Origin of the sequence: Nitrosomonas sp. (genome assembly GCF_040256045.1) — a bacterium.
GTDB lineage: Bacteria > Pseudomonadota > Gammaproteobacteria > Burkholderiales > Nitrosomonadaceae > Nitrosomonas.
This window is the reverse complement of record NZ_JBDZWD010000028.1, coordinates 1-22,078: the sequence shown is the minus strand read 5'-3', so window position 1 is coordinate 22,078 and position 22,078 is coordinate 1. Positions and strand designations below refer to the sequence as shown.

At 50.9% G+C, this 22,078-nt stretch carries 20 protein-coding genes; 12 read left to right on the top strand and 8 right to left on the bottom strand.

Going from position 1 to position 22,078, the window contains the following annotated elements:
* Positions 1-34: 34 nt before the first annotated feature.
* The 3 genes from gatC to gatB all read left to right on the top strand — a co-directional run bounded on the left by gatC (position 35) and on the right by gatB (position 3,344).
* On the top strand, positions 35-322 hold the full coding sequence (gene gatC / locus ABUL11_RS06910) for an Asp-tRNA(Asn)/Glu-tRNA(Gln) amidotransferase subunit GatC (protein ID WP_350283132.1): 288 nt from the start codon (positions 35-37) through the stop codon (positions 320-322).
* Between the two features lie 64 nt (positions 323-386).
* The gene (gene gatA / locus ABUL11_RS06905) at positions 387-1,844 is read left to right on the top strand and encodes an Asp-tRNA(Asn)/Glu-tRNA(Gln) amidotransferase subunit GatA (RefSeq protein ID WP_350283131.1); all 1,458 of its coding nucleotides are present in this window, start codon (positions 387-389) and stop codon (positions 1,842-1,844) included.
* Between the two features lie 63 nt (positions 1,845-1,907).
* On the top strand, positions 1,908-3,344 hold the full coding sequence (gene gatB, locus ABUL11_RS06900) for an Asp-tRNA(Asn)/Glu-tRNA(Gln) amidotransferase subunit GatB (protein ID WP_350283130.1): 1,437 nt from the start codon (positions 1,908-1,910) through the stop codon (positions 3,342-3,344).
* A 188-nt stretch (positions 3,345-3,532) separates the two neighbouring features.
* On the opposite strand, the gene ABUL11_RS06895 is transcribed toward gatB, so the two are convergent.
* The 4 genes from ABUL11_RS06895 to ABUL11_RS06880 all read right to left on the bottom strand — a co-directional run bounded on the left by ABUL11_RS06895 (position 3,533) and on the right by ABUL11_RS06880 (position 9,138).
* Positions 3,533-3,721 (bottom strand): entry exclusion lipoprotein TrbK, encoded by a 189-nt coding sequence (locus ABUL11_RS06895; RefSeq protein WP_350283129.1) that lies wholly within the window; start codon positions 3,719-3,721, stop codon positions 3,533-3,535.
* A gap of 244 nt (positions 3,722-3,965) precedes the next feature.
* Positions 3,966-4,400: an Hsp20/alpha crystallin family protein gene (locus ABUL11_RS06890; RefSeq protein ID WP_350283128.1), complete on the bottom strand. Its 435-nt coding sequence runs from the start codon at positions 4,398-4,400 to the stop codon at positions 3,966-3,968.
* A 230-nt stretch (positions 4,401-4,630) separates the two neighbouring features.
* Positions 4,631-7,516, bottom strand: coding sequence for an EAL domain-containing protein (locus tag ABUL11_RS06885; protein WP_350283127.1), 2,886 nt, complete (start codon positions 7,514-7,516; stop codon positions 4,631-4,633).
* Complete coding sequence (locus ABUL11_RS06880) at positions 7,516-9,138, bottom strand: FecR family protein (RefSeq protein WP_350283126.1); 1,623 nt, start codon at positions 9,136-9,138, stop codon at positions 7,516-7,518. The genes ABUL11_RS06885 and ABUL11_RS06880 overlap by 1 nt, the downstream gene beginning before the upstream one ends.
* Before the next feature lie 273 nt (positions 9,139-9,411).
* Here ABUL11_RS06880 and fliK point away from each other — a divergent pair, with 273 nt between their 5' ends.
* Together fliK and ABUL11_RS06870 are read left to right on the top strand one after the other, a co-directional pair.
* Positions 9,412-10,431 (top strand): flagellar hook-length control protein FliK, encoded by a 1,020-nt coding sequence (fliK, locus tag ABUL11_RS06875; RefSeq protein WP_350283125.1) that lies wholly within the window; start codon positions 9,412-9,414, stop codon positions 10,429-10,431.
* Entirely contained in the window at positions 10,418-10,756 is a 339-nt protein-coding gene (locus ABUL11_RS06870) for an EscU/YscU/HrcU family type III secretion system export apparatus switch protein (protein WP_350283124.1), read from the top strand. The genes fliK and ABUL11_RS06870 overlap by 14 nt, the downstream gene beginning before the upstream one ends.
* Before the next feature lie 29 nt (positions 10,757-10,785).
* On the opposite strand, the gene ABUL11_RS06865 is transcribed toward ABUL11_RS06870, so the two are convergent.
* The 4 genes from ABUL11_RS06865 to ABUL11_RS06850 all read right to left on the bottom strand — a co-directional run bounded on the left by ABUL11_RS06865 (position 10,786) and on the right by ABUL11_RS06850 (position 14,666).
* On the bottom strand, positions 10,786-11,583 hold the full coding sequence (locus ABUL11_RS06865; RefSeq protein ID WP_350283123.1) for a flagellar brake protein: 798 nt from the start codon (positions 11,581-11,583) through the stop codon (positions 10,786-10,788).
* 32 nt (positions 11,584-11,615) lie between these two features.
* On the bottom strand, positions 11,616-11,945 hold the full coding sequence (fliE, locus tag ABUL11_RS06860) for a flagellar hook-basal body complex protein FliE (RefSeq protein ID WP_350283122.1): 330 nt from the start codon (positions 11,943-11,945) through the stop codon (positions 11,616-11,618).
* A gap of 158 nt (positions 11,946-12,103) precedes the next feature.
* Positions 12,104-13,417, bottom strand: coding sequence for a sigma-54-dependent transcriptional regulator (locus ABUL11_RS06855; protein ID WP_350283121.1), 1,314 nt, complete (start codon positions 13,415-13,417; stop codon positions 12,104-12,106).
* 13 nt (positions 13,418-13,430) lie between these two features.
* Positions 13,431-14,666, bottom strand: a complete 1,236-nt coding sequence (locus ABUL11_RS06850) for a sensor histidine kinase (RefSeq protein ID WP_350283120.1) — start codon at positions 14,664-14,666, stop codon at positions 13,431-13,433.
* Positions 14,667-14,896: 230 nt separating this feature from the next.
* Between ABUL11_RS06850 and fliF the strand changes: the two genes are divergently transcribed.
* From fliF to ABUL11_RS06815, 7 genes are all read left to right on the top strand, one after another.
* Positions 14,897-16,543 carry a flagellar basal-body MS-ring/collar protein FliF gene (gene fliF / locus ABUL11_RS06845; protein ID WP_350283119.1) on the top strand — a complete coding sequence of 549 codons (1,647 nt, stop codon included), beginning with the start codon at positions 14,897-14,899 and terminating at the stop codon, positions 16,541-16,543.
* Positions 16,533-17,528 (top strand): flagellar motor switch protein FliG, encoded by a 996-nt coding sequence (fliG, locus tag ABUL11_RS06840; protein ID WP_350283118.1) that lies wholly within the window; start codon positions 16,533-16,535, stop codon positions 17,526-17,528. Before fliF ends, fliG begins: the two co-directional genes overlap by 11 nt.
* Before the next feature lie 101 nt (positions 17,529-17,629).
* Positions 17,630-18,349: a flagellar assembly protein FliH gene (locus tag ABUL11_RS06835; protein WP_350283117.1), complete on the top strand. Its 720-nt coding sequence runs from the start codon at positions 17,630-17,632 to the stop codon at positions 18,347-18,349.
* Between the two features lie 20 nt (positions 18,350-18,369).
* Positions 18,370-19,776, top strand: a complete 1,407-nt coding sequence (gene fliI, locus ABUL11_RS06830; protein WP_350283116.1) for a flagellar protein export ATPase FliI — start codon at positions 18,370-18,372, stop codon at positions 19,774-19,776.
* 9 nt (positions 19,777-19,785) lie between these two features.
* Positions 19,786-20,238, top strand: a complete 453-nt coding sequence (gene fliJ / locus ABUL11_RS06825) for a flagellar export protein FliJ (protein ID WP_350283115.1) — start codon at positions 19,786-19,788, stop codon at positions 20,236-20,238.
* Positions 20,239-20,295: 57 nt separating this feature from the next.
* Positions 20,296-21,417, top strand: a complete 1,122-nt coding sequence (locus tag ABUL11_RS06820) for a flagellar hook-length control protein FliK (RefSeq protein WP_350283114.1) — start codon at positions 20,296-20,298, stop codon at positions 21,415-21,417.
* A 285-nt stretch (positions 21,418-21,702) separates the two neighbouring features.
* Positions 21,703-22,078, top strand: a 376-nt coding sequence (locus tag ABUL11_RS06815) for a phosphoribosyltransferase (RefSeq protein ID WP_350283113.1), incomplete at its 3' end; no start/stop codon positions are given.

Sequence of the window (22,078 nt, the reverse complement as noted above, 5' to 3'; positions counted from 1 at the left end):
TAGTTGTCTTGGTATAAATAGAAAGCTTCAAAATATGACTTTGTCACTGGACGATATTAGGCGCGTTGCAAAGCTTGCTCGCATTGAAATCAGCGAAACGGATGCCCAGCAGAATCTGGTCCGTTTATCCGGAATATTTGATCTGATTGAGCAAATGCGGGCAGTCGATACGCAGGGGATCAAGCCGATGAGCCATTCTCAAGATATGGTGCAAAGGCTGCGTGAAGATATTGTCACTGAATCTGATCAACGCGTCCTTTTTCAATCAGTTGCTCCTCAAGTCGAGGATGGATACTACCTGGTTCCCAAAGTAATCGAATAACGCAGACTGTAAACCCGTATTCTTGCCCATCTATTTCTAATATATTCCACTGCACTGACAGATCATGTTAAATGCCAGCCTCAGGCAGCTTTCCTTGTTGCTCTCAGAAAAGAAAATATCCAGCACGGAACTCACCAGTGAGTTTTTATCCCGCATCAAAGCGCTTAATCCTGATCTGAATGCCTTTATCACTATCGATGAGGAAAAAAGTCTGGATCAGGCCAGTGCTGCCGACCAGATGATTGCTGCAGGGCGATCGACTCCTCTCACTGGAATACCCATTGCACAAAAAGATATTTTCTGCGCCAGAGGATGGCTGACCACCTGCGGATCAAAAATGCTTTCAAATTTTGTTTCACCCTATGATGCTACTGTGATAGAACGATTCGATCAGGCGGGTATGGTAAATCTGGGTAAAACCAATATGGATGAGTTCGCAATGGGATCAAGTAACGAAACATCCTACTATGGTCCGGTAAAAAATCCCTGGGACAGATTGGCCGTACCGGGTGGCAGCTCGGGTGGTTCAGCCTGCGCAGTAGCAGCCAGATTGGCACCAGTGGCAACTGGTTCTGATACGGGAGGCTCAATTCGTCAACCAGCTGCATTATGCGGAATCAGTGGAATCAAACCCACCTATGGCCTGGTTTCCCGCTATGGCATGATCGCATTTGCCTCCAGTCTAGACCAGGGCGGACCCATGGCCAAATCTGCTGAAGACCTGGCCTTGTTGCTGAACACCATGGTCGGATTCGATGAGCATGATTCGACCAGCTTGCAGCGAGCAAAGGAAAATTATGCGCAAGATCTGGAAAAACCGGTGAACGGGCTGCGCATCGGTCTGCCGAAGGAATTTTTTGCAGAGGGCATGAGCAGTGATGTTTCCAGTGCAATTGAAGCCGCTCTGGCAGAGTATCGCAAACTGGGGGCGACATTTGTTGAGGTTTCGCTGCCGAACAGTAAGCTTGCCGTCCCGGTTTATTATGTGCTCGCCCCCGCTGAAGCATCCAGCAATCTGTCACGTTTCGATGGCGCGCGATATGGCTATCGCACCGCACAATACAGCAGCCTGGAAGACTTATATACCAAAACACGGGCAGAAGGATTCGGCGAGGAAGTGAAGCGCCGCATTCTCATTGGTACTTACGTATTATCCCACGGCTATTATGACGCTTACTACCTTCAGGCTCAGAAATTACGCCGCCTGATTGCCGAGGATTTCAGGAAAGCTTTTGAACAGTGCGACCTGATCATGGGACCGACTACCCCTACCGTGGCATTCAATATCGGTGAGAAATGCGATGATCCTATCCAGATGTATCTGTCCGACATCTATACCAGTACCGCCAGTTTGGCAGGGTTGCCGGGTATGTCGATACCAGCCGGATTCGGCAGTAAAAACAGGCCGGTAGGTTTACATATCATTGGAAACTATTTCCAGGAAGCACAGATGCTGAATGTTGCCCACTGCTACCAGCAAGTAACGAACTGGCACGAACTCACTCCACCGGAAAACCTGTAACTGAGATACGCTCCCTGTTTTCTAACAGCAAAAAACGATTAAAAGCAAAAGGATTAGCTGATCATGCAATGGGAAACCGTCATTGGCCTTGAGATACATGTACAGTTATCGACCCGATCCAAAATTTTTTCCGGTGCATCGGTAGCATACGGCGCCGAGCCAAATTCACAAGCCTGTGCTGTGGACATCGCCCTTCCCGGTGTATTGCCCGTATTAAACCGGGGCGCAATAGAACATGCCATCCGGTTTGGCTTGACAATCGACGCAACTATCAACTCGCCCTCTGTTTTTGCACGAAAAAACTACTTTTATCCTGACTTGCCCAAAGGCTATCAGATCAGTCAGCTGGAACATCCGATCGTTGAAGGCGGGCATATTACCATTCAGACAAGAAATCAGGAAAAAACCATACGTCTGACTCGCGCCCATCTGGAAGAAGATGCCGGAAAATCGACGCACGAAGAATTTCACGGAATGACGGGAATCGACCTGAATCGTGCCGGAACAGGGCTGCTCGAAATCGTCTCGGAACCGGATATGCGCAGTAGTGCCGAAGCCGTGGCATACGCAAGAATGCTACACTCATTGGTACGCTGGATCGGTATATGCGACGGCAACATGCAGGAAGGATCATTCCGCTGTGATGCCAATGTTTCAGTACGGCCTGCGGGCTCGGAAACGCTTGGAACCCGCTGTGAAATCAAAAACCTCAATTCATTCCGCTTTCTCGAACGAGCCATCGATTATGAAGTAGCAAGACAAATCGATATTCTGGAAAGCGGTGGCAGCATCACTCAGGAAACCCGCCTGTATGACGCAGATCGAGATGAAACCCGCACCATGCGCAGTAAAGAAGATGCACATGATTACCGCTATTTCCCGGATCCAGATTTACTGCCGGTAATCATTCCCCGGGAATGGATAGATCAGCTTAGAGGGAAACTGCCGGAGTTGCCGAAGGACAAGCGTAATCGCTACATTCAGGATTTTGGCCTGCCGGCCTATGATGCCAATATACTGACTGCAACGCGTGAGATTGCAGATTATTTTGAGCAAACGGCCAGCCTTCTTCCCGGGCAAAGCAAACTCTGTGCTAATTGGATCATGGGTGAAGTCAGCGCAAGGTTAAACAACGAAGGGCTCGAAATTACCCAAAGCCCGGTCAACCCCGAACAACTGGCCGGATTGCTGCTACGCATCACCGACGGCACCATATCAGGAAAAATAGCCAAGGATGTGTTTGACAGCATGTGGCAAAGTAACGGTGACAGCGCAGATACGATCATCGATGCAAAAAACCTCAGACAGGTTTCAGATGACAGCGAAATTGAGAAATGGGTTGATGAGGTACTTGCCGCGAACCCGCAACAAATAGCCGATTACCGTGCCGGAAAAGAAAAAGCATTCAATTCCCTGGTTGGGCAGGTAATGAAAACTTCAAAAGGAAAGGCCAACCCCGCTCAGGTTAACTCAGTACTCAAAAGACGCCTGGTGGAATAATAAAGCTTCAGACAAATCTGGAGAAATATACCATTCAATTATAAAAAACTCTGGAAAAAGCTTGGGCTTGTACTTTCCAGCCCCTGCGATCATTGCTAGTTCAAACTTAACGATTCAGGCCTGAAGGCACTACAGAAAAACCCTGTAAACCGAGCCTGAATCTTCAGCAAAAAGTGTATTACCTGTACTTATTTGGGTAAAGCATTGCACTTATCAATAAATGCCTGCCGTTCAACTTCATTATTCTTGTAAAAATCCAATGCTCTTTCCATTCCTCTTCCTGCACAATTCTCTGCGCTCACTTCAGGAGGTCCGCTGCAACCGATCAAAGCGGTACTGAGGCCCAGAATACAAATGATGTAGTATTTAAAGTTCATAAAATTTCCTCTATAAAAATCCGCTAAAGCCAGACTGGTTTGTCTACCCTTTGCGATCCTGAATCAGGTACTGAAATCCCAGCCACCTGAAACTGCCAGGCATTCACGGCCAATGGCCACTGGTAAAGCTATTCTACCTGACTTCCTGGAATTTTAGATTGTTTCAGATCTACTCACGCTGAATGGAGTAAATCACAATAGCCATTGTACAAACGGGGCCCGAAAGCCCCGTTTGTCATCTATTTTATTGCACAGTGACGCTGATTTTCTTGGGTTGTACCGCTTCCCGCTTGGGGATGGTGACAACCAACACTCCATCTTTGGTAACAGCTGAGATTGCACCCAGGTCGGCAGTATCCGGCAGACTAAAGCGGCGATAAAAAGAACCGTGAGTTCGCTCAACCCGTTTATACCTTTCTTTTTCGGTTCTCGCTTCGGTCTGCTTTTCACCCTTGATCGTGAGCACCCCGTTTTCTGTCGTCACATCTATTGCTTCAGGTTTCACTCCGGGTAAGTCAGCATGCACGACAAACTTATCGTTTTCTTCCTTGATATCGACTGCCGGTGCCCATTCAGCAATTGCTGAAGCTCCCTCGGTCGCCATATCATCCCGAGCCCGCTCCAGTTCCCGTTGTAATTGTGTCAGTAATCCCCATGGTTCATATCGCGTAATTGCCATAATAACCTCTATATAAATCACAACCATTTACAAAACAGGCTGCCACTCATCAATACAAAACGTGACTCACCTGACCAAAACATTCTGTCTGAATATTCTCAATCATTTAAAAATACCTACTTCGATGATTGTTCATATTTCATGAATGCTGGCAATAATATAAGCATGTCTTTGGCATTTTCAAGTCGGACACCCAGTAAAAGATGAACGATATCGACCGATCCACCACTTCAGACTCGGATCGAATCCGATCTTCCCATAAACTGCATCAGCTGGGTGGTCGACAACGGGCGGCTGAAATAATAGCCTTGTTGTAGATAGCAGCGATGTCTGCGCAGAAACTCCATGTGTCTCTCGGTCTCTACACCTTCTGCAATCACCCTTAACCCGAGATTGTCACCCAGCGCAATAATCGCCCGGGCAATTGCAAAATCAAACTTCTCGCCACCACAGTGATCCTGCTCAATACTTTGAATGAATGATTTATCGATTTTCAGAATATCCAGCGGCAACTCACGCAGCAAGCTCAGTGAAGAATAACCCGTACCAAAATCATCCAGAGCAATAGCAACTCCCAATGCTTTCAAACGTACCAATGCTTCTGCCGCACGCGGTAAATCACTGATAACAGCGTTCTCGGTAATTTCCAGCATCAATCGCTCAGCCGGCAAACCGGTACGTTCCAGCACACCAGCTACCTTCTGCAGGAAATCCGGGTGCAGCAACTGCCGTGAAGCCACATTGACGGAAATATCGACTGCCTGCCCTACCTTTGCCAGATCAGCAGCTATCCTACAGGAAATCCATAACACCAGATCCCCCAGTTGTCCGATCAATCCGACTCGTTCGGCAAGCGGAATGAAATCTCCTGGAGATAATAATCCACGCGTGGGATGAGCCCAACGTACTAATACTTCATTGTGGACAACCCGCTTTTGCTGAACATCAACGATGGGCTGGAACAGAACATGTAGCGCCTTGTCCTGATTCTCGATGGCCAGCCGGAAGTCTCTTTCAAATTCGAGCTGCTCACGTGTCCAGGCATTCATCTGCCCAGAAGAATAAAACTGAAAACCATTTCCTCCCTGCCGTTTGACACGCCGCATAGCAGAAACTGCTTCGTCCAGAAAAACTTCATTCTCTTCATCCACCTGATCAACCTGGGAAGATATCCTGATACCAATGCTCGCCGAAATGAAAACCTCCTGCCCGTTGATTTCAAACCTGCGATTGATAGTTTCCTGAACTTTCCTGGCAAACTGCAACTCCTGGCCTTCCCGCACTGGTCTGTCCACTACCAGCATAAACTCATCCCCACTCCAGCGGGCGATCAGATCTTCATTGCAAACCAGTTTAAGCAACCGGTCGGCAATCATTTTCAACAAAGTATCTCCGGAATGGTAACCGAGAGCATCGTTGATCTTACTGAAATTATCGACTGATACCAGGCAGACAATCAGTGCGGCACCATACTGCTGAGCAGAAGCAGCCAGTTCGCCAAAACGGGAAAGCAGAAAATTCCGGCTGGGCAGCATCGTTAGTACATCATAATTGGCCTGACGGGCAATTTGCTGTTTCATCTCCAACGCATCGGAAATATCTGAAATCGTTACCACAGCACCAGCTGGAGTACGCCACCTGTCATACAACGCCCGATGTGTCACCCGAATAGTACGCCTGTCCCCGGAAGGCAACGTAAGAACACAATGCTGTATCCGGGAATCTGGGTGGGTATCAGCAGATTCAGAGACATTCACACCTTTATCCTGTTTATCAGGAATCAGACATATCTCGATCAGCTGCTCCAGCGGCTTCCCGATCAGATACTCCGATCTTGCGCCCAGAATGTGTTCACTTTCCTGATTGAGATAGAGAATGTTGCCCCTCGCATCGACCGTAATCACACCTTCCTGCACTGAATCGAATACTGCTTGAAGACAGGATCCGGTTATGAATTGCGATTGTATGAACTCATTGATACGTTGCCAGCTCTGTAACGGATACACAGCCAGCGTCCCGGTCAGAGCTGTCCCGGGCGGTAACCAGATATGAAATACGCTGAGCAATACCATCACCAACCCAACACCTGCTGCGAGTGATACCAGAAGCACGAGACTCCTGAACCAACCCGGTGCAACATTAACGACGAGTAATACCGCTAGCACCCATAATACCGTTACTACGATAGTAACCATTTCCGGAACAGGATAAATCGAACGCCCGTTACGCAACATGTCAGCCACACTGGCATGCCACTCGACACCACTCATATAGTTATTCCGGGTAAGTGAAACGGGTGTCAGAAAACCCTGCCGCAAACCAGTGGCCGTCATGCCCACAATAATGATCTTCCCTCGTAGATCATCCAGCAGCTCATCATCATTGAGTAATCTGGCATAGGAAATCCGAGGATAAGTACCCGGTGGCCCGGCAAAAGGAACCATGATTTCGCGTGAACGAACCCAGCTATTCCCGGTATTCACCACCGTTTTATCCGCCCCAGGCATTTGGCTCAACGGGTGCATACGATTCGACAGACTGCCTTTATCCGCCAGCACCAGGCCCAGTGCCGGAAATGCAGGAATATCGATACCGGCATAGAGAAAAGTCCTGCGTGCTACCCCATCTCGATCCAACTCGATATCCACATGACCAAGTATGGCACGACGTTGTAACGATGCAAGCGGCTGGATAAGAAAGAATTTGTCACCAGAGGCATTCTGTGCCGGTGCAACCGGCAACACGACATTTCTATGCGTAAAAATTGCTGTCTTGAGACGCTTATCAGCCTCCGGATGGTCAGAATCGGGTTCAGACAATAACAAATCAAGCGCTACCACATTCGAGCCAACCTGACTAAGGCGATCTATCAACTCGGCATACAGCTCGCGAGACCAGGGCCATTTACCGATGGCTCGCAAACTTTCTTCATCAATTGCCACGATGACAATATCGCTATCCGGCTGAAAAGATTGCCGACTGATGATTTCATCATAAACCAGCCAGTCGAAACGTTGCAGCCAACCCGATACTGACAGCAACCCGACGATCACCAATAACAGTACAGCACGAAGTTTAGGGGTACTGATAATACCGCGCATACCCCACATCGCCATTATATAAACCCTAAAAATGGCAGGAAGAAAGGAAAACGATACGGGATCTCGAATGACTGGACCGGCCCGAACACGCCTTCTTCACCCTCGGCCCAGATCGGTTTGATACGTAGATAATAGCTGCCTCCCCCTGGATTGGGAATGACAACTTTGGACTCACTAACCAGGATATCGCTGATGATTTTATTGAATTCGGAATCACGCGCCATCTGGAATTGAAACTGTTCTCCTGTTTTCCCTGCAGACCAGGCGAATCTGATTTCTTCACTCTCGATCTCAACCGAATCCAGTTTCGGGCCTGGCACTGGTACTCTGAAAGATACCGGGTCACTGTAAGGTCCCATCCCAATGGTCTTGGATTCTGCAGCTATCCGCCACCAGTATTTGCCCGGTACCAACAGCTCCGGTAATGTAAAGTACCCTTCTGGAGAATCGGATTTGTATTTTCTCGATTCCCTGAAATCGGCTGTACGATCTACTTCGATAAGATAACGCTTGATATCCGGCCGGGTAGTCCATTCAAGAACAAGCTGATTACCCCCGATCTTTGCATCTGACTGGGGTGCTATGATGAATGGTGGCTCCGGATGGGCATGTACTTTGATTTTCTTGACGCCATCCTTGCCTTCCAGACCTGATCCATCCTGTCCGCGCACTCTCAACCAGTAGTCTCCATCGGCCAGCTCACGACCACGCAGCGGTAGATTCATCGCAACCAGATCAGTCGAAATCTCCTTGAACTCAGGGTCCAGAGCAATCTGTACCCGATACGAACGCGCACCCGCCAAAGACTTCAAAGGAATGACCAGAGGCACTCGCTCATACACATCCGGTGTCTCGGAAAAATCCGGTTCAGGTAATAATTCAACCGGGCTGGCGGGTGACTGGTCCGGCCGCGTAACCGTGCCATAGCCCTTTCGTACCTGTACATTCTTTCCTTGTGCGCCTACCTCCAGCAACCCCTCCAGAACTTCGCCGCGAGTAGTTCCGTCTTGCTTGTCCGTTCCTATGCGAAAGCGGGTGCCACGTACTGAACTCACGGCAGCAGGTGTCTGTATTCTGAACCGAGTGGCAGGCTCGGACTCATGTGGAACAATATTTACCGTACGGCCGGATTCCAGCTCGATATCCGTCACCACAACCGCATCCTGCCCCAGCACCTCGGTCTGTTTCAGGCGGATTTTACTTTCACTTTCCACCCGAAGACGGGACCGGTCTCTGAATTCGAGCGTAACCTGGGAATCCGGACCAGTACTGATTTCATCCCCGATTGCCACCCGCAATTTTTCCGTAACCGGTAAATTTTCGGCACTGGCAGCACGTCTGAGGATAGCCGTTCCGTAACACTCAACGATCTCAGCATCTCCCGGCCGGCGGGTCGCCCATTCGATCGGAATCCGGATTACCTTGCCTGGCAGAATATGATGTGGATCCTGGATGCGATTGAGCTGCTGCAGACGCGGCACATATTTCATGCTGACCAGATGGCGCTCTGCCACGTTCCAGAGATTATCCCCTGAACGAACCGTATATAGCCAATCCTCAGCTCTGACACCATCGGAACATATCAGCAGGAAAAGCGCGTACACCGGCAGCAGCCGGCAAATCGTCTTATCACACACTTGGTAACTCGAACGGATTGATGGACCATCATATTGAAAAAACAGACAAATACCATAATACCTGATACTGGAAAAGAAAATCTGATTATTCAAAATGAATATCTGTTTCTACCGGATTGCAGGAAAACAAACTCTCGCAGGATTCGCAACAGCAATTTCGTAATGACAAAAAAAGTTGAGTAAAATCATACGTAACCAGATAAGGTCGGGTTATGATTGGCATAGACCATCCGTCGAGCCCAATATCCAAACCAGTTACATCAAGGTGATACCATGATTTCAAATCCGGTCAATTCTGCAGTTATTATATCTGCCACCCCAGCCGATGCAATTTCCCAGACTCGGCCGGTCAGCGCGGTTACCCCGGTACCGGATGCCACACAATCGGATACACCTCCCTTTACTTTGGGCCAGAAATACAGGGCACAGATCGGCGAACGGCTGACGAACGGCCATTCCATCGTCAATGTCGCCGGCAGATGGCTGCAAATGCGCATGCCCGCTTCAGCAAACCCTGGAGATATTTTGGAATTGACACTGATCGAACAGTCTCCCCGGCTGAAATTTTTGCTGCACAGCGGTATTCAAGATGGCAATAACCCAACAACGCTCAGTCCGGCCGGCAGACTTATTGCACAGCTGCTGAGTCAGCCTGCCATGAAAGCTGCGAACGAAGCTACCCCGCTGTTGTCGGCACCACCCGCTACCGGTAGGGAAAGAATTCAGTTACCAGGTCAACTGCAACAAGCCCTGTCAATCAGCGGCTTATTTTACGAAGCCCATCTGGCGCAATGGCTCAGCGGCAACCGTTCGCTGCAGCAACTCCGGCAGGAGCCCCAAGGCAGACTGCCTGCATCTGCAACCGTATCCACAACGCTTGCTGGCTCAGCCACGACCTCACCGGGCGCACCCCAGGCAGGGCCACTAATACAACAGCAACTGCATACCCTGGAAACCGGAACTATCCAGTGGCGGGGAGAAATCTGGCCAGGGCAAGCCATGGAATGGGATATCATCGAATATCCGGATGATCAGGGAAAAGCACAGGCCGACGATGAAAAAACCGGAAAATCGGGCCGTTGGCAGACTCGGATTCATCTGCAACTGCCAAATCTGGGAAAAATCACTGCCACCGTCACGATCGAGCCACAGGGTATGCGAATCCGGCTGGATGCCGATTCCGATGAAATTACACGGCAGCTCAGGAAAGAACAGGTTGCACTGGCAAGTGCCATGCAAACGACCGGGATGACGATTCATGCGATGGATATTCAACGGCATGAAGCACCCTGACCCAACCGGGCAAGAGGATCCGGGCGAACTGGCCGATTCGCCCGCCACACCGGGACATACTCCAGTTCCTGGAGCAGTAGCACTCACCTATCACAGCAGCATGGCCGCTCCCCAGGTGGTCGCCAAAGGCCGGGGGCTGATTGCCGAAGAAATCATTCGCCGCGCTCAGGAAGCCGGCGTGTATGTGCATGAATCGGCTGAATTGGTGGCACTGCTGATGCAGGTCGATCTGGATGATCACATTCCACCGGAGTTGTATATCGCCGTAGCGGAATTGCTGGCCTGGCTCTATCGGCTGGAAAACGACCTGGCAACACCCACCTGATGACTCATCTCACTCGATCTGTAACGACGTCAGAAGTGTAATTTCGTATCGAATTTTCTGGCCTGTTGTTCAAGCCAAATAATGTAACGTTGTATCAGCGTCCCTGATTTCTCAGACAAATTTACAAATTCACAACCGATGCGCGAGCAGGTGTTGCCATTGGAAAGAATAGCCGTACTGATATTCACGATCCGGACGGTAGTTTCAACCGTGTCAAATTCCGGCAATTCAATCCGGCAATTTTCCAGTGTCATACCGGCTTTCAGGGGCGCATCGGCATATGGACGATCGATCAGCGCCATACCGCCGCGACTGATATCCAGCAGATTGAGCGTAAGAGGGACCTCCTCGCATTGCTTCAGTGGTGGAATGACACAAGTTGCAGGGTTTGCCACCGGCGTTGCGATCCGATAAAAATTACGCCGCTGCAGACGTTTCAGCGATGCCGGAATATCCGCACTGAATGCATTGCGACCCTCGAACCGGATATGCTGCAAGTTATCGCAATCAAATTCGATCCTGACCCGATTATGGCTGGTAATACACTGCACACTACCCGTTTTGAGTGCCATTTGATTGAGTGTTTCATTGATCCCGTAATCCAGTACCAGTAACTTCTTTTGCAAATCGACAGCCAGAATGGATGAAAGAATAGTAGTGTGAGTATTTTTAGCAATTTGCAGCGAAATCAGTGATTTTTCCCGCATGACCCCATTCAGAAAAAAGAGTATTTCTGCCAGGAAATTCACACTGTAATCCGATTCTCTGACATTCTTCATGTTTGCTGCGGAACCTCCTATTTCAGGTGTCCTCTGGAATTTGGCCATCGTATGCCTCGCTGTTCTTATGGATTGCATCCTTACACTTGCATGTTCATGATCTCCTGATACGCCGTTACCAGCCGGTTGCGTACCTGAATCATGGATTGAAAGGAGACATTCGCTTTCTGCAGAGAAATCATGACATCGTGAAGTTCGACATCCTGATTGCCCCCCACGAATTCCCGACTTAGCTGACTGGCAGTCTGCTGAACAGTATTGACCTGATCGACCGCGGACTTGAGCAGCTGACCGAAATCTGCCTGTGAAACCGTGGAAACAGTTGCAGAAGGTTTACTGCCGTCCGCTGCCAGATCCGAAGCAGCCTTGAGCTGTGCCAGAATCTGGTCCATGCTTGATGTAACATTCATATTTCTTTCTCCGGTATCTGGTTACTTCGGAAAACCCGCTGTGCAACTGAATTGCTGTGCTGCATTCTTACCCACCTCTCGCCTGCCATGTTGATATGCCTCGGGAGATTCAAGTTGATCGTAACGGTTCTTGCCGAAATACTCATTCATAAAATCGATCAACACCGGGCAAGCCGGTATTGCTGCAGTTTGTAACGCAAGGTGCGCTCGGAAATGCCAAGTTTCTGCACCGCCAGTTTACGTGAGCCATTCACCGCTGCCAGCGTTTGCAGGATATGATCCCGTTCGAGTGATTTGATATCGCGTAACGATGAATCCCCTTCTCCCTGCGCTTTTCTCCGACAGATATCTCTGGCAGAGGATTCCGGCAGATTCAGGTGTACAGCCTCGATTGAGCCTGCTGCCAGGATCATGGCACGCTGAATCACATTTTCCAGCTCCCGTATATTTCCCGGCCAAGTGTACTGCTCCAGACTATGTATGGCTGATTGCGTCAGCACACAGCGAGGCTGGGCAGATTGATCCAGAATACGCTGGGCCAGCGGCACAATATCCTGCGGACGTTCACGCAGCGGCAAAATTTCCAGTGGAAAAACGTTAAGACGATAATACAGATCCTCCCGGAAGCGGCCTTCCTGCACATACACCGGCATATCCCGATTGGAAGTCGCAATCAGGCGTATGTCCAGCTTGACAGGTTTACTCCCGCCTATCCGCTCCACTTCACGTTCCTGCAGGACACGCAGCAGTTTTGCCTGAAGGCCGAGTGGCATTTCCGAAATTTCATCCAGCAGCAAAGTACCCCCGTTGGCCTGCTCGAATTTTCCTGCCTGCGCCTGAGATGCCCCGGTAAATGACCCTTTTTCGTATCCGAACAAAGTCGATTCCAGCAGATTCTCAGGGATAGCAGCACAATTGATGGCGACAAACGGCCGAGATGCGCGCGGTGAATGACGATGAACAAACCGGGCCAGTACTTCCTTGCCACTGCCGCTCTCGCCCGTCAGCATCACCGTGGCACTGGTTGCGGCCACCTTCTTCGCAAGCGATAACAGTGTCAGCGTGCGTGGATCTTCAGCAACGATTTCTGATTCATCTTCATCAGTGACGGTCAGCAGATAATGTCTGACATGCGCCAGCAGATTGTGCGGATCAAACGGCTTGAGCAGGTAGTCACAGGCACCGGAACGCATCGCAGCTACGGCCTTATCCACTTCGCCATACGCAGTCATCAGTACAACCGGAATCCACGGATGACTCCGCTTGATGGCCTGCAGCAATGTATAACCATCCATCGGACGCATCTGCACATCACTGATGACCAGTCCTGCCGGGCGGATCCGCAATAGATCGATCGCCTGCTCGCCACCGCTGGCTGCAAGGGCGGTGTATCCGTCCAGCTCGAGCGTTGCGCACAATGCCTCCAGCAGATCCGGATCATCTTCCACTATCAATACAGGCAAATTCCGCATTTCTTATCTGTCCTCATTTTTCGGCTGTTTCAGCCTTATTTCGCAAATCAGGTACATTCTCAAACTCTTTTGCCATTCTCGGCAGACTGATCGTAAACCGGGTACCGGCACCCGGTGCCGAATCGATCCGGATTTCACCTCGCATCGACTGGATCAGGTTATGCACGATCGCCAGTCCTAAACCGGTTCCCTCCGTCCGTGTCGTGAAAAACGGCTCAAATACCCGTTCATATAGGGTGGGATCGATTCCCAGACCCTCGTCACTGACGATCAGCCTGGCTTCATCTTCTGTTGTTTCACAAGTCAATGTGATGAGGCCCCCAGCGGGAGAAACCTGCATGGCGTTATCGAGCAGATTCGCCACGGCATTACTCAGCGCCGTACGATCCACATTTAAGCTGACGTCCATGCTGTTATCCTGGACGGCGAACCGCAGATTACGCTGCTGCATCTGGGGTACCATCATCCGTTGTATTTTGCGTATCAGTACAGACAGTTTCACCCGCCCTGCCGGCACCGGTTCACCTTTCACGAACTGCAGCATGTTACGGATCAGATGTTCCAGATGGTGGAGCCGCTCAATCGCTTTAACGGCAAATCTTTTCCTTTCCTGAGAATCGAGTGCTTCACCACTCAAATGCCCGGCATACAGCAATGCGGTAGATAACGGCGTGCGCAGCTGGTGTGCCAGGCCGGCAGCCATTTCACCCATTACCGCAAGCCGCTGGTTACGACGATTCTGTTCGCGCAGCGCATAAGCTTCTGTCATGTCGTGGAGCAGCAGAATGCACTCCCCGGTCATTTCCGAAACACTGCTCTCGATATATAGCCTGCGCGAACAAAATAGGGCGGGATCTTCTTTTCCCGCATGCCATTCACAAGACACCCCTGTCGGCTGTAAGCGTTCCTGTACGATCTGCTGCCATGCCATCCCCAACAATGGCTCTCCCAGTAAACGAATCGTCGCCGGATTGACCCGACTGATATTGTTCTGATGATCCAGCACGACAACACCACCAGGCAATGCTGTCAGCAATTGTCCGAGCTGCTGCGACAACGCTTCCTTGGCAGCCAGCTCGCGCTGCAGCTCTCCGTTGGCCAGCGCCAATTCTTCCGTCAGACGGGAAACCTGCTGCTGCAATTCCCGATAGATCCCGGAAAGCTGGCTGGAGGCCTGACTGAATACGGCAAAGGCCTGCCGGAGCTGTTCATGGCTAGCCACCGGTGTAAAGCTCACCTCTGTTTTCATGGAGAAAATCTCCCGATTTCGACGCTGCACAGCTTAGCACCACACGCTGCTCCGATCATCGATGAAATAACACGAGCAAATGTTCTCTTTTCAGAGATTCAGGCCTGAAGAATATCCTGATAATGCCGGTATTCGTCAAACTGCAACACATATCAAATGACAAATCAGAGTGGGCTCGGATATCCGTCAGGCTCCGTAAATCTCAGAGAACAAGGCACGAGGTGATTGTTATGGCAACCGTCCAGGAAGAAATCCAGGAAGAAAAAAAGACGTTCAGTCAACTGGATAAAATCAAACAACTGCCAACCCAGAAGAAACTGGGCCTGATGGTGGCAGCCGCCGCCGTCATTGCGCTGATCGCCGGTACATGGTTATGGAGTCAATCCCCGGATTACCGGGTTCTTTATGCCAGCTTATCGGATCAGGAAGGGGGAGCAATCATCGATGCGCTGCAGAAGATGAACGTTCCGTACCGGTTCAGCGAAAGCGGGGGCTCAATCCTGATTCCGGCCAGTCAGGTGCATGAAGTCCGCCTGCGTCTGGCGGGACAAGGGCTGCCTAAAGGCAATCTGTCCGGTTTCGAGATTCTGGAAAATCAGAAATTCGGCTCCAGCCAGTTTCTGGAACAGGTCAATTATCAGCGCGCACTGGAAGGCGAACTCTCCCGTTCGATTCAATCTCTGTCAGCAGTTCAGGGAGCACGCGTGCATCTGGCAATTGCCAAGCCGAGTGTATTCACCCGGGAACGTCCGCAGCCAAGGGTTTCCGTGCTGCTGAACCTGCATCCCGGACGGATGCTGAGCACCGAACAGGTCAGTGCAATCGTTCATCTGATTTCCAGCAGTATTCCCGATATGCCGGTCAAAAACGTTACCGTCGTCGATCAGCAAGGTAATCTGTTGAGTGGCCAGAAAGACAACCAGGCGGGAACCGGACTCGACCCCGGCCAGCTCAAGTACGTGCAGGATATGGAGCAGAATTTCGTCCGGCGCATCGAGGCCATTCTGACACCCATCACCGGTGAAGATAACGTACATGCACAAGTGACCGCAGATGTCGATTTTTCCCGCATCGAACGCGCCGAAGAAATCTACAGACCCAACAACAATCCGGCAGAAGCGGCTGCAGTTCGCAGCCAGCAGCAATCCGAGTCGGTTTCCATTTCCCAGCCAGAGGGAGGAGTGCCGGGTGCGCTGTCGAATCGTCCTCCTGCTCCGGCTGAAGCACCTATAGAAGCTCAACAAAGTTCGGAAACAGCCGCCAAGACGACACCCACCGATACTCGTAAGGAATCAACCACCAACTATGAAGTGGATAAAACCATTTCACATACCCGCCAGGCAACGGGTCGCATCAACCGGCTTTCAGCAGCAGTAGTCATCAATTACCGGGCGAAACTGGATGCTGCGGGCAGTCCGGTCAACGAACCGCTGTCCGGCGAAGAGATCGAGAAAATCACAGCTCTGGTGAAACAGACCATTGGTTTCGATGAAGGACGCGGTGACACACTGACGGTTACCAACAGTCAGTTTAACTTGAAAGGAGATTCACTGGAAGAACTGCCGCCCTGGAAAGATCCGGATACCATCCTGCTCGCCAAAGACATCGGCAAGCAACTGCTGATCGCAGCGATCGTACTGTTCTTCCTGCAAAAGATCTTCCGGCCGTTTCTCAGAAATTTATTACCCTCCCCCCCACCTCCACCTGTTCCGGCATTAGCTGTCAAAGATGGAGTGGAGCAGAGCGAAGCCGAGGTGAGCATCGTCAAGGTGGTGACGCTGGAGGAAAATCTGGAAAGAGCGAGATTACTGGCTGTTACTGAACCGGCTATCGTAGCCAACGTCGTGAAAGGATGGGTGTCAGGCAATGAGCGATGAAGGGATTCATAAAAGTGCGATTTTGTTGATGTCGCTGGGGGAAGAAGAAGCTTCCCAGGTATTTCGTCATCTCGGCCCCAAGGAAGTTCAGAAACTGAGTGAAGCCATGGCCGCCCTCAACGATATCAAACAGGAAACTATCGAAAGTGTATTGGAAGAATTTTGCCATCTTGCGAATGGCAAGTCTTCACTGGGACAGGATGCTCTGGATTATCTGCGCAAAGTGCTGACCAAGGCGCTGGGGGAAGAAAAAGCAGCGGGACTGATGGATCGCATCAGCCAGGGAGATGATACCAGCGGTATCGAAAGCCTGAAATGGATGGATGCCGCTTCTGCTGCTGAGCTGATCAAAAACGAGCATCCGCAGATCATCGCCACTATTCTGGTCCATCTGGAACGCGATCAGTCCAGTGCCATTCTGGCTCTGTTTACCGAACGCTTGAGAAATGATGTCCTGCTACGCATCGCCACGCTGGACAGCGTTCAGCCAACGGCACTGCGCGAACTGAACGGGGTACTGAGTAAACTGCTGTCAGGCACTGATAGTATCAAGAAGCCGCGTATGGGGGGTATCCGCACTACGGCAGAGATCCTGAACTTCATGCCGACTGCATTGGAAAGCGACATCATTGAGAATTTTAACCAGTATGACGAGGAAATCGCACAGAAAATCATGGATGAGATGTTTGTCTTTGATGATCTGTTGAATATTGATAACCAGGGTATCCAGCTTCTGCTGAGAGAAATCCAATCCGATGCCCTCATCACTGCACTCAAAGGAGCCAAAGAGGAATTACGCACCAAGATTTTCAAGAACATGTCACAGCGTGCTGCCGAAACGCTGCGTGAAGATCTCGAAAGCAAAGGACCTGTTCGCGTTTCCGAGGTAGAAGCCGAACAGAAGAAAATCCTCAAGACTTTGCGACAACTTGCCGATGATGGTCGTATCGCATTAGGTGGAAAAGGAGGAGACGGTTTCATCTAATCGGCCTATGTACAGCTACTGTTCGAGCCACCTAACCGTATCAAAACCCGTAATCATCTTTCGTCAGACACCTCGTCAACTTGAATAAGGAAATAACGGATATGGAAGCAGCTTACGTCATTCCAAAAAAAGAACTCTCTTCCTGGCAGAAATGGGAATTTGGCTCACTCGATCCGCTTAAATCCAAGCAAAAAACCGGATCTCCGGAAAAAACACCACATACTGCCAGACCAGCAGATCAGCCTGAAAATCAGGTAGCGGTCGAGACAGAAGTTGCAGGACACGAAGCCGTCGTTTTACCTACCGCCGAACAGATCGAGCAGATCTACCAGCAGGCCCGTGAAGAAGGCAAAACGGCCGGTTATCAGGAAGGCATGCAGCAGGCAAGACATACCGCCCTGGTAGAAATTAAGCATTTACAATCGCTTACCGGCACTCTGGAACAGGAATTGAAACAGATCGATCAGACCATGGCACAGGATTTACTGACATTAGCCATCGATCTGGCCAGAAAAATCACCAATCATGCGTTGGAGATCAAACCTGAACTGATTCTTCCAATCGTTGAGGAGGCACTGCGTCAACTGCCCGCTGTCTCGCAGCCGATCCGGCTGACACTGCATCCCGATGATGCCACGCGAATACGAGGCTATCTGGAAAATCATCCGGCCCATCCCAATTGGCATATACACGAAGATACACAGATCGAGCCTGGCGGCTGCCGAGTCGAATCTGGCGGCTGTGAAGTGGATGCAACGCTGGCCACCCGGTGGCAACGTACTCTGGCTGTCCTCGGCCAGGGGCAGCCCTGGCTGGGATGACGATACCAGACGGATAACACATGAGCACCATCGGATCAGCCCATACCCCAATCTGGCGTGATTTTCTCCAGAACTGCCAGCGTCTGATCGAACCCGCGAATTCTTTTCTCGTCAGCGGTACGCTTACCCGTGTGGCCGGATTGGTGATGGAAGCCATCGGCCTCAAGCTGGCAGTAGGTACCAGCTGTATCGTTTTTCTCCCGAACGGAAACAGTGTCACGGCAGAAGTAGTTGGCTTCTCTGGAGAACGGCTTTTTCTGATGCCGTCTGGTGATATTTACGGACTGACTCCAGGTGCAAAAGTCGTTCCTACCGAATATACCGGCGCAACACCTCGCATCGGAACCTTGCAACATCCGCGACGCCGTGCAGCTGACCGGACAAAACATATCAGTGTCGGCCCGGAGTTGTTGGGGCGTGTTCTGAACGGAGCCGGTGATCCACTCGATCGCTACGGTCCGCTTCATTGCGGGAATAGCGTGCCACTTTACAGCCGCCCGTTCAATCCGCTGGAACGGGCACCGATTGAAAAAACATTGGATGTCGGTGTACGTGCGATCAATACATTGCTGAGTGTAGGACGTGGCCAGCGCATGGGACTATTTGCCGGTAGCGGCGTGGGCAAAAGTGTCTTGCTGGGCATGATGGCACGTTACACCAGTGCAGATGTCATCGTGGTGGCACTGATCGGTGAACGGGGCCGCGAAGTTCAGGAATTCATCGAAACCATTCTGGGCGAAGGAGGTCTGGCACGCTCGGTGGTGGTCGCCGCTCCGGCCGATACTTCTCCGCTGATGCGCCTGCACGGCGCCGCTTATGCTACCGCCATCGCCGAATATTTCCGGGATGAAGGCAAACATGTGCTGCTGATCATGGATTCACTCACCCGCGTTGCCATGGCACAGCGGGAGATTTCACTCGCCATTGGCGAGCCACCTGCCACCAAAGGTTACCCTCCCTCCGTATTCGCCCGCCTGCCCCAGCTGGTGGAACGTGCAGGTAACGGCCGACGGGGAAGCGGATCGATCACCGCCTTCTATACGGTGCTGACCGAGAATGATGATCCCAACGACCCTATTGCCGATAATGCACGCGCCATTCTCGATGGCCATATCGTACTATCGCGACACTTGGCCGAGGCAGGCCACTACCCGGCAATAGATATCGAATCTTCGATCAGCCGCGTGATGGCCAGCCTGGTAACACGTGAGCAGCTGGGCCAGGCGCAGCGCTTCAAGGCTTTGTACTCCCGCTATCAGCGCAGTCATGATCTGATCAGCGTGGGGGCATACGCAAGAGGCAGTGATCCGCAACTGGACCGGGCTATCGAGCTTTATCCGGTACTCGAATCATTTCTGCAGCAAGGCATGTTCGAACAGGAAAGCTATGTCGAAAGCATGGAAAAGCTCTCTGCTTTACAACTGTAAGCGCAAAAGATGGCCACTTCCCGTTCGCTCAGACTGCTGCTCGACCATGCCCGTAAACAGACAGACGATGCCGCTATCAATCTGGGAAAACTGAACCTCAAGCAACAGGAGGCCGAAAAAACTCTACGCCTGTTAGTCGAATATCGAGAAAATTACCAGTCGCAATTCATGGAATCCGCCGGAAGTGGCATCAGTCCGGCCGAATGGCGGAATTTCAAGGCATTCATCTGCAAACTCGATACTGCTATTCAGGCACAGCAAAAACTCGTCACGATGACGCAGCAGCATACGGAAGCAGGAAGCACGCAATATCATGCCCACCGCCAAAAACTAAAATCTTATGACGCCCTGTCGCAACGCGCCGAGCTTCACCACCAGGCACGCCTGCAGAAACAGGAACAACGTCAGTTGGATGAACATACGGCGCACACTTTCAGCAAACAGGAAAAGAACGCAGACTAGTGGCATAAGAATTGCTTAGTATTTGTCATACAAAAACAAATCTCTTTTAGGATCGCTATGCCGAATCTACCCGCCATTCCAGATATAAGTCTGCCTGCCTTAACCAGCGACCTCATAACAACCCTTTTATCCGATATTTCCAGCCCCGTTATTTCCGGACAACCAATCGAACAGGCATTTGGCAGCATCCTGATCAGTATGATGGAAAGCGATCAAACCGTTGAAGATGACACCGAAAATCCGGCACCTGTATCAATCGATGCACTCATAGTCGGGATGATGACTGCGCCATCCAATCCACCACAGCCCGCTCTACCTCAAATCGCATCAGATACCCCGGCGGAAGAACTGTTGTCCATGCTGACGAAAACCATGGTGCCGAATATCGACCAGCCGGTGGCGGATGAGCCCATTACCTTCCTCACAAGCGGGGTGGCATCTGCAATGCCGCTAAATCTACCACCAGAGTCTAGTCGACAAGTTGCCGATCCACTCCAGACAACCAGCCAGACTCACACAACACCCCTCTCCGCTGAGTTTTTAGCCGGAAATATAAATACAAGTACCTCGTTTCCCGTCTTTACGAATAGCCTTAATCAGCAGGCAATCGATACGGCAAATTTTGCCGATAGCGGCAAATCCTTGCCGCCTTCGATAACGTCTGTCTCGGTAACACCTGTGGCTGCACACACCAGCAGCACATCCTTGACTGATACCGCTGCTGATACCACGACGAAGGATACCCCGGCTATTGCTGCAGAATTTGGTCAGCCGGACTGGCCGGAAGAATTCGGCCGTAAAATCACCTGGCTGGCGACACAGCGGATGCAAGCAGCAGAACTGAAATTGCATCCGGCTCACCTCGGCCCGATAGAAATTTCACTACAGCTATCCGGTGATCAGCAGCTTACGGCACAATTCGTTTCACACCACCCCGCAGTCCGTGAAACCATCGAAGCCAATCTGCCAAGATTGCGCGAGATCATGGCAGAAAACGGAATTACGCTGGCCGATACCTCAGTCAGTGCAGACACGCCCGGGCAGCAGGCAGAAAACGGACAAGGTAGCCCCTTCCGCCGCCCGGCAGCCAGCGATCACTCCCTCTACGACCCCACCGGTCCGCAAACACCAGCCTTACAGGTAACCAGACGCTCAAATCTCATCGATACGTTCGCCTAGGAAGCTCCAGGAACTACCAATACGCAGTCATATTGTGTTAAAACCAGATTAAAGGATATTTGATTATCACTCTTATATGTTTTACGGGTAATACCGAAGATACGAAGCTAAGTTACCAACTTTATTTATTTCGTTGAGTCATGGCATCCCAAGTCTAACGGGCACTGTACGCTGAAAGTCACATACTTTATTGGTATCCTACATTCGTACAGAACATCAACTATCACTAATCGGCATTTACCGGTGTAGGATAAAAGCATTAAAGTACATCGAAGCAGGGGGAAGATGTTCGAAGATCGTACCGCAGCCGCTCTACAGCTGGCAGAACAGCTCATGGCCTATAAAGGACAGAATCCGTTGATGCTGGCGATTCCACGCGGTGCGGTGCCCATGTCCCGCATCATTGCAGACAAACTGGGCGGTGAACTGGATGTCGTGCTGGTACGCAAGCTGCGCACCCCGGGTAATCCGGAATTCGCGATTGGTGCCATCGATGAAAACGGGCAGGTTTATCTGGCCCACCATGCCGCACAAAGCGGTGCCACTCCTGAATATATCGAAACCGAAAAAGCTGCCCAGCTCGAATTGCTGCGCGAGCGACGCCTACGCTATACGCCCGTTCACCCGCCTGCTGATCCGCATGACCGGATCGTGATCGTGG

Coding starts and splice junctions, on each gene's coding strand:
- ABUL11_RS06895 (WP_350283129.1), bottom strand. CDS start 3,721: ATGAACTTTAAATACTACATCATTTGTATTCTGGGCCTCAGTACCGCT.
- ABUL11_RS06855 (WP_350283121.1), bottom strand. CDS start 13,417: ATGCGGAATTTGCCTGTATTGATAGTGGAAGATGATCCGGATCTGCTG.
- gatB (WP_350283130.1), top strand. CDS start 1,908: ATGCAATGGGAAACCGTCATTGGCCTTGAGATACATGTACAGTTATCG.
- ABUL11_RS06885 (WP_350283127.1), bottom strand. CDS start 7,516: ATGGCGATGTGGGGTATGCGCGGTATTATCAGTACCCCTAAACTTCGT.
- fliI (WP_350283116.1), top strand. CDS start 18,370: ATGAGCACCATCGGATCAGCCCATACCCCAATCTGGCGTGATTTTCTC.
- ABUL11_RS06820 (WP_350283114.1), top strand. CDS start 20,296: ATGCCGAATCTACCCGCCATTCCAGATATAAGTCTGCCTGCCTTAACC.
- ABUL11_RS06850 (WP_350283120.1), bottom strand. CDS start 14,666: ATGAAAACAGAGGTGAGCTTTACACCGGTGGCTAGCCATGAACAGCTC.
- fliF (WP_350283119.1), top strand. CDS start 14,897: ATGGCAACCGTCCAGGAAGAAATCCAGGAAGAAAAAAAGACGTTCAGT.
- fliJ (WP_350283115.1), top strand. CDS start 19,786: ATGGCCACTTCCCGTTCGCTCAGACTGCTGCTCGACCATGCCCGTAAA.
- ABUL11_RS06865 (WP_350283123.1), bottom strand. CDS start 11,583: ATGGCCAAATTCCAGAGGACACCTGAAATAGGAGGTTCCGCAGCAAAC.
- fliG (WP_350283118.1), top strand. CDS start 16,533: ATGAGCGATGAAGGGATTCATAAAAGTGCGATTTTGTTGATGTCGCTG.
- fliK (WP_350283125.1), top strand. CDS start 9,412: ATGATTTCAAATCCGGTCAATTCTGCAGTTATTATATCTGCCACCCCA.
- fliE (WP_350283122.1), bottom strand. CDS start 11,945: ATGAATGTTACATCAAGCATGGACCAGATTCTGGCACAGCTCAAGGCT.
- ABUL11_RS06870 (WP_350283124.1), top strand. CDS start 10,418: ATGAAGCACCCTGACCCAACCGGGCAAGAGGATCCGGGCGAACTGGCC.
- ABUL11_RS06890 (WP_350283128.1), bottom strand. CDS start 4,400: ATGGCAATTACGCGATATGAACCATGGGGATTACTGACACAATTACAA.
- gatC (WP_350283132.1), top strand. CDS start 35: ATGACTTTGTCACTGGACGATATTAGGCGCGTTGCAAAGCTTGCTCGC.
- gatA (WP_350283131.1), top strand. CDS start 387: ATGTTAAATGCCAGCCTCAGGCAGCTTTCCTTGTTGCTCTCAGAAAAG.
- ABUL11_RS06835 (WP_350283117.1), top strand. CDS start 17,630: ATGGAAGCAGCTTACGTCATTCCAAAAAAAGAACTCTCTTCCTGGCAG.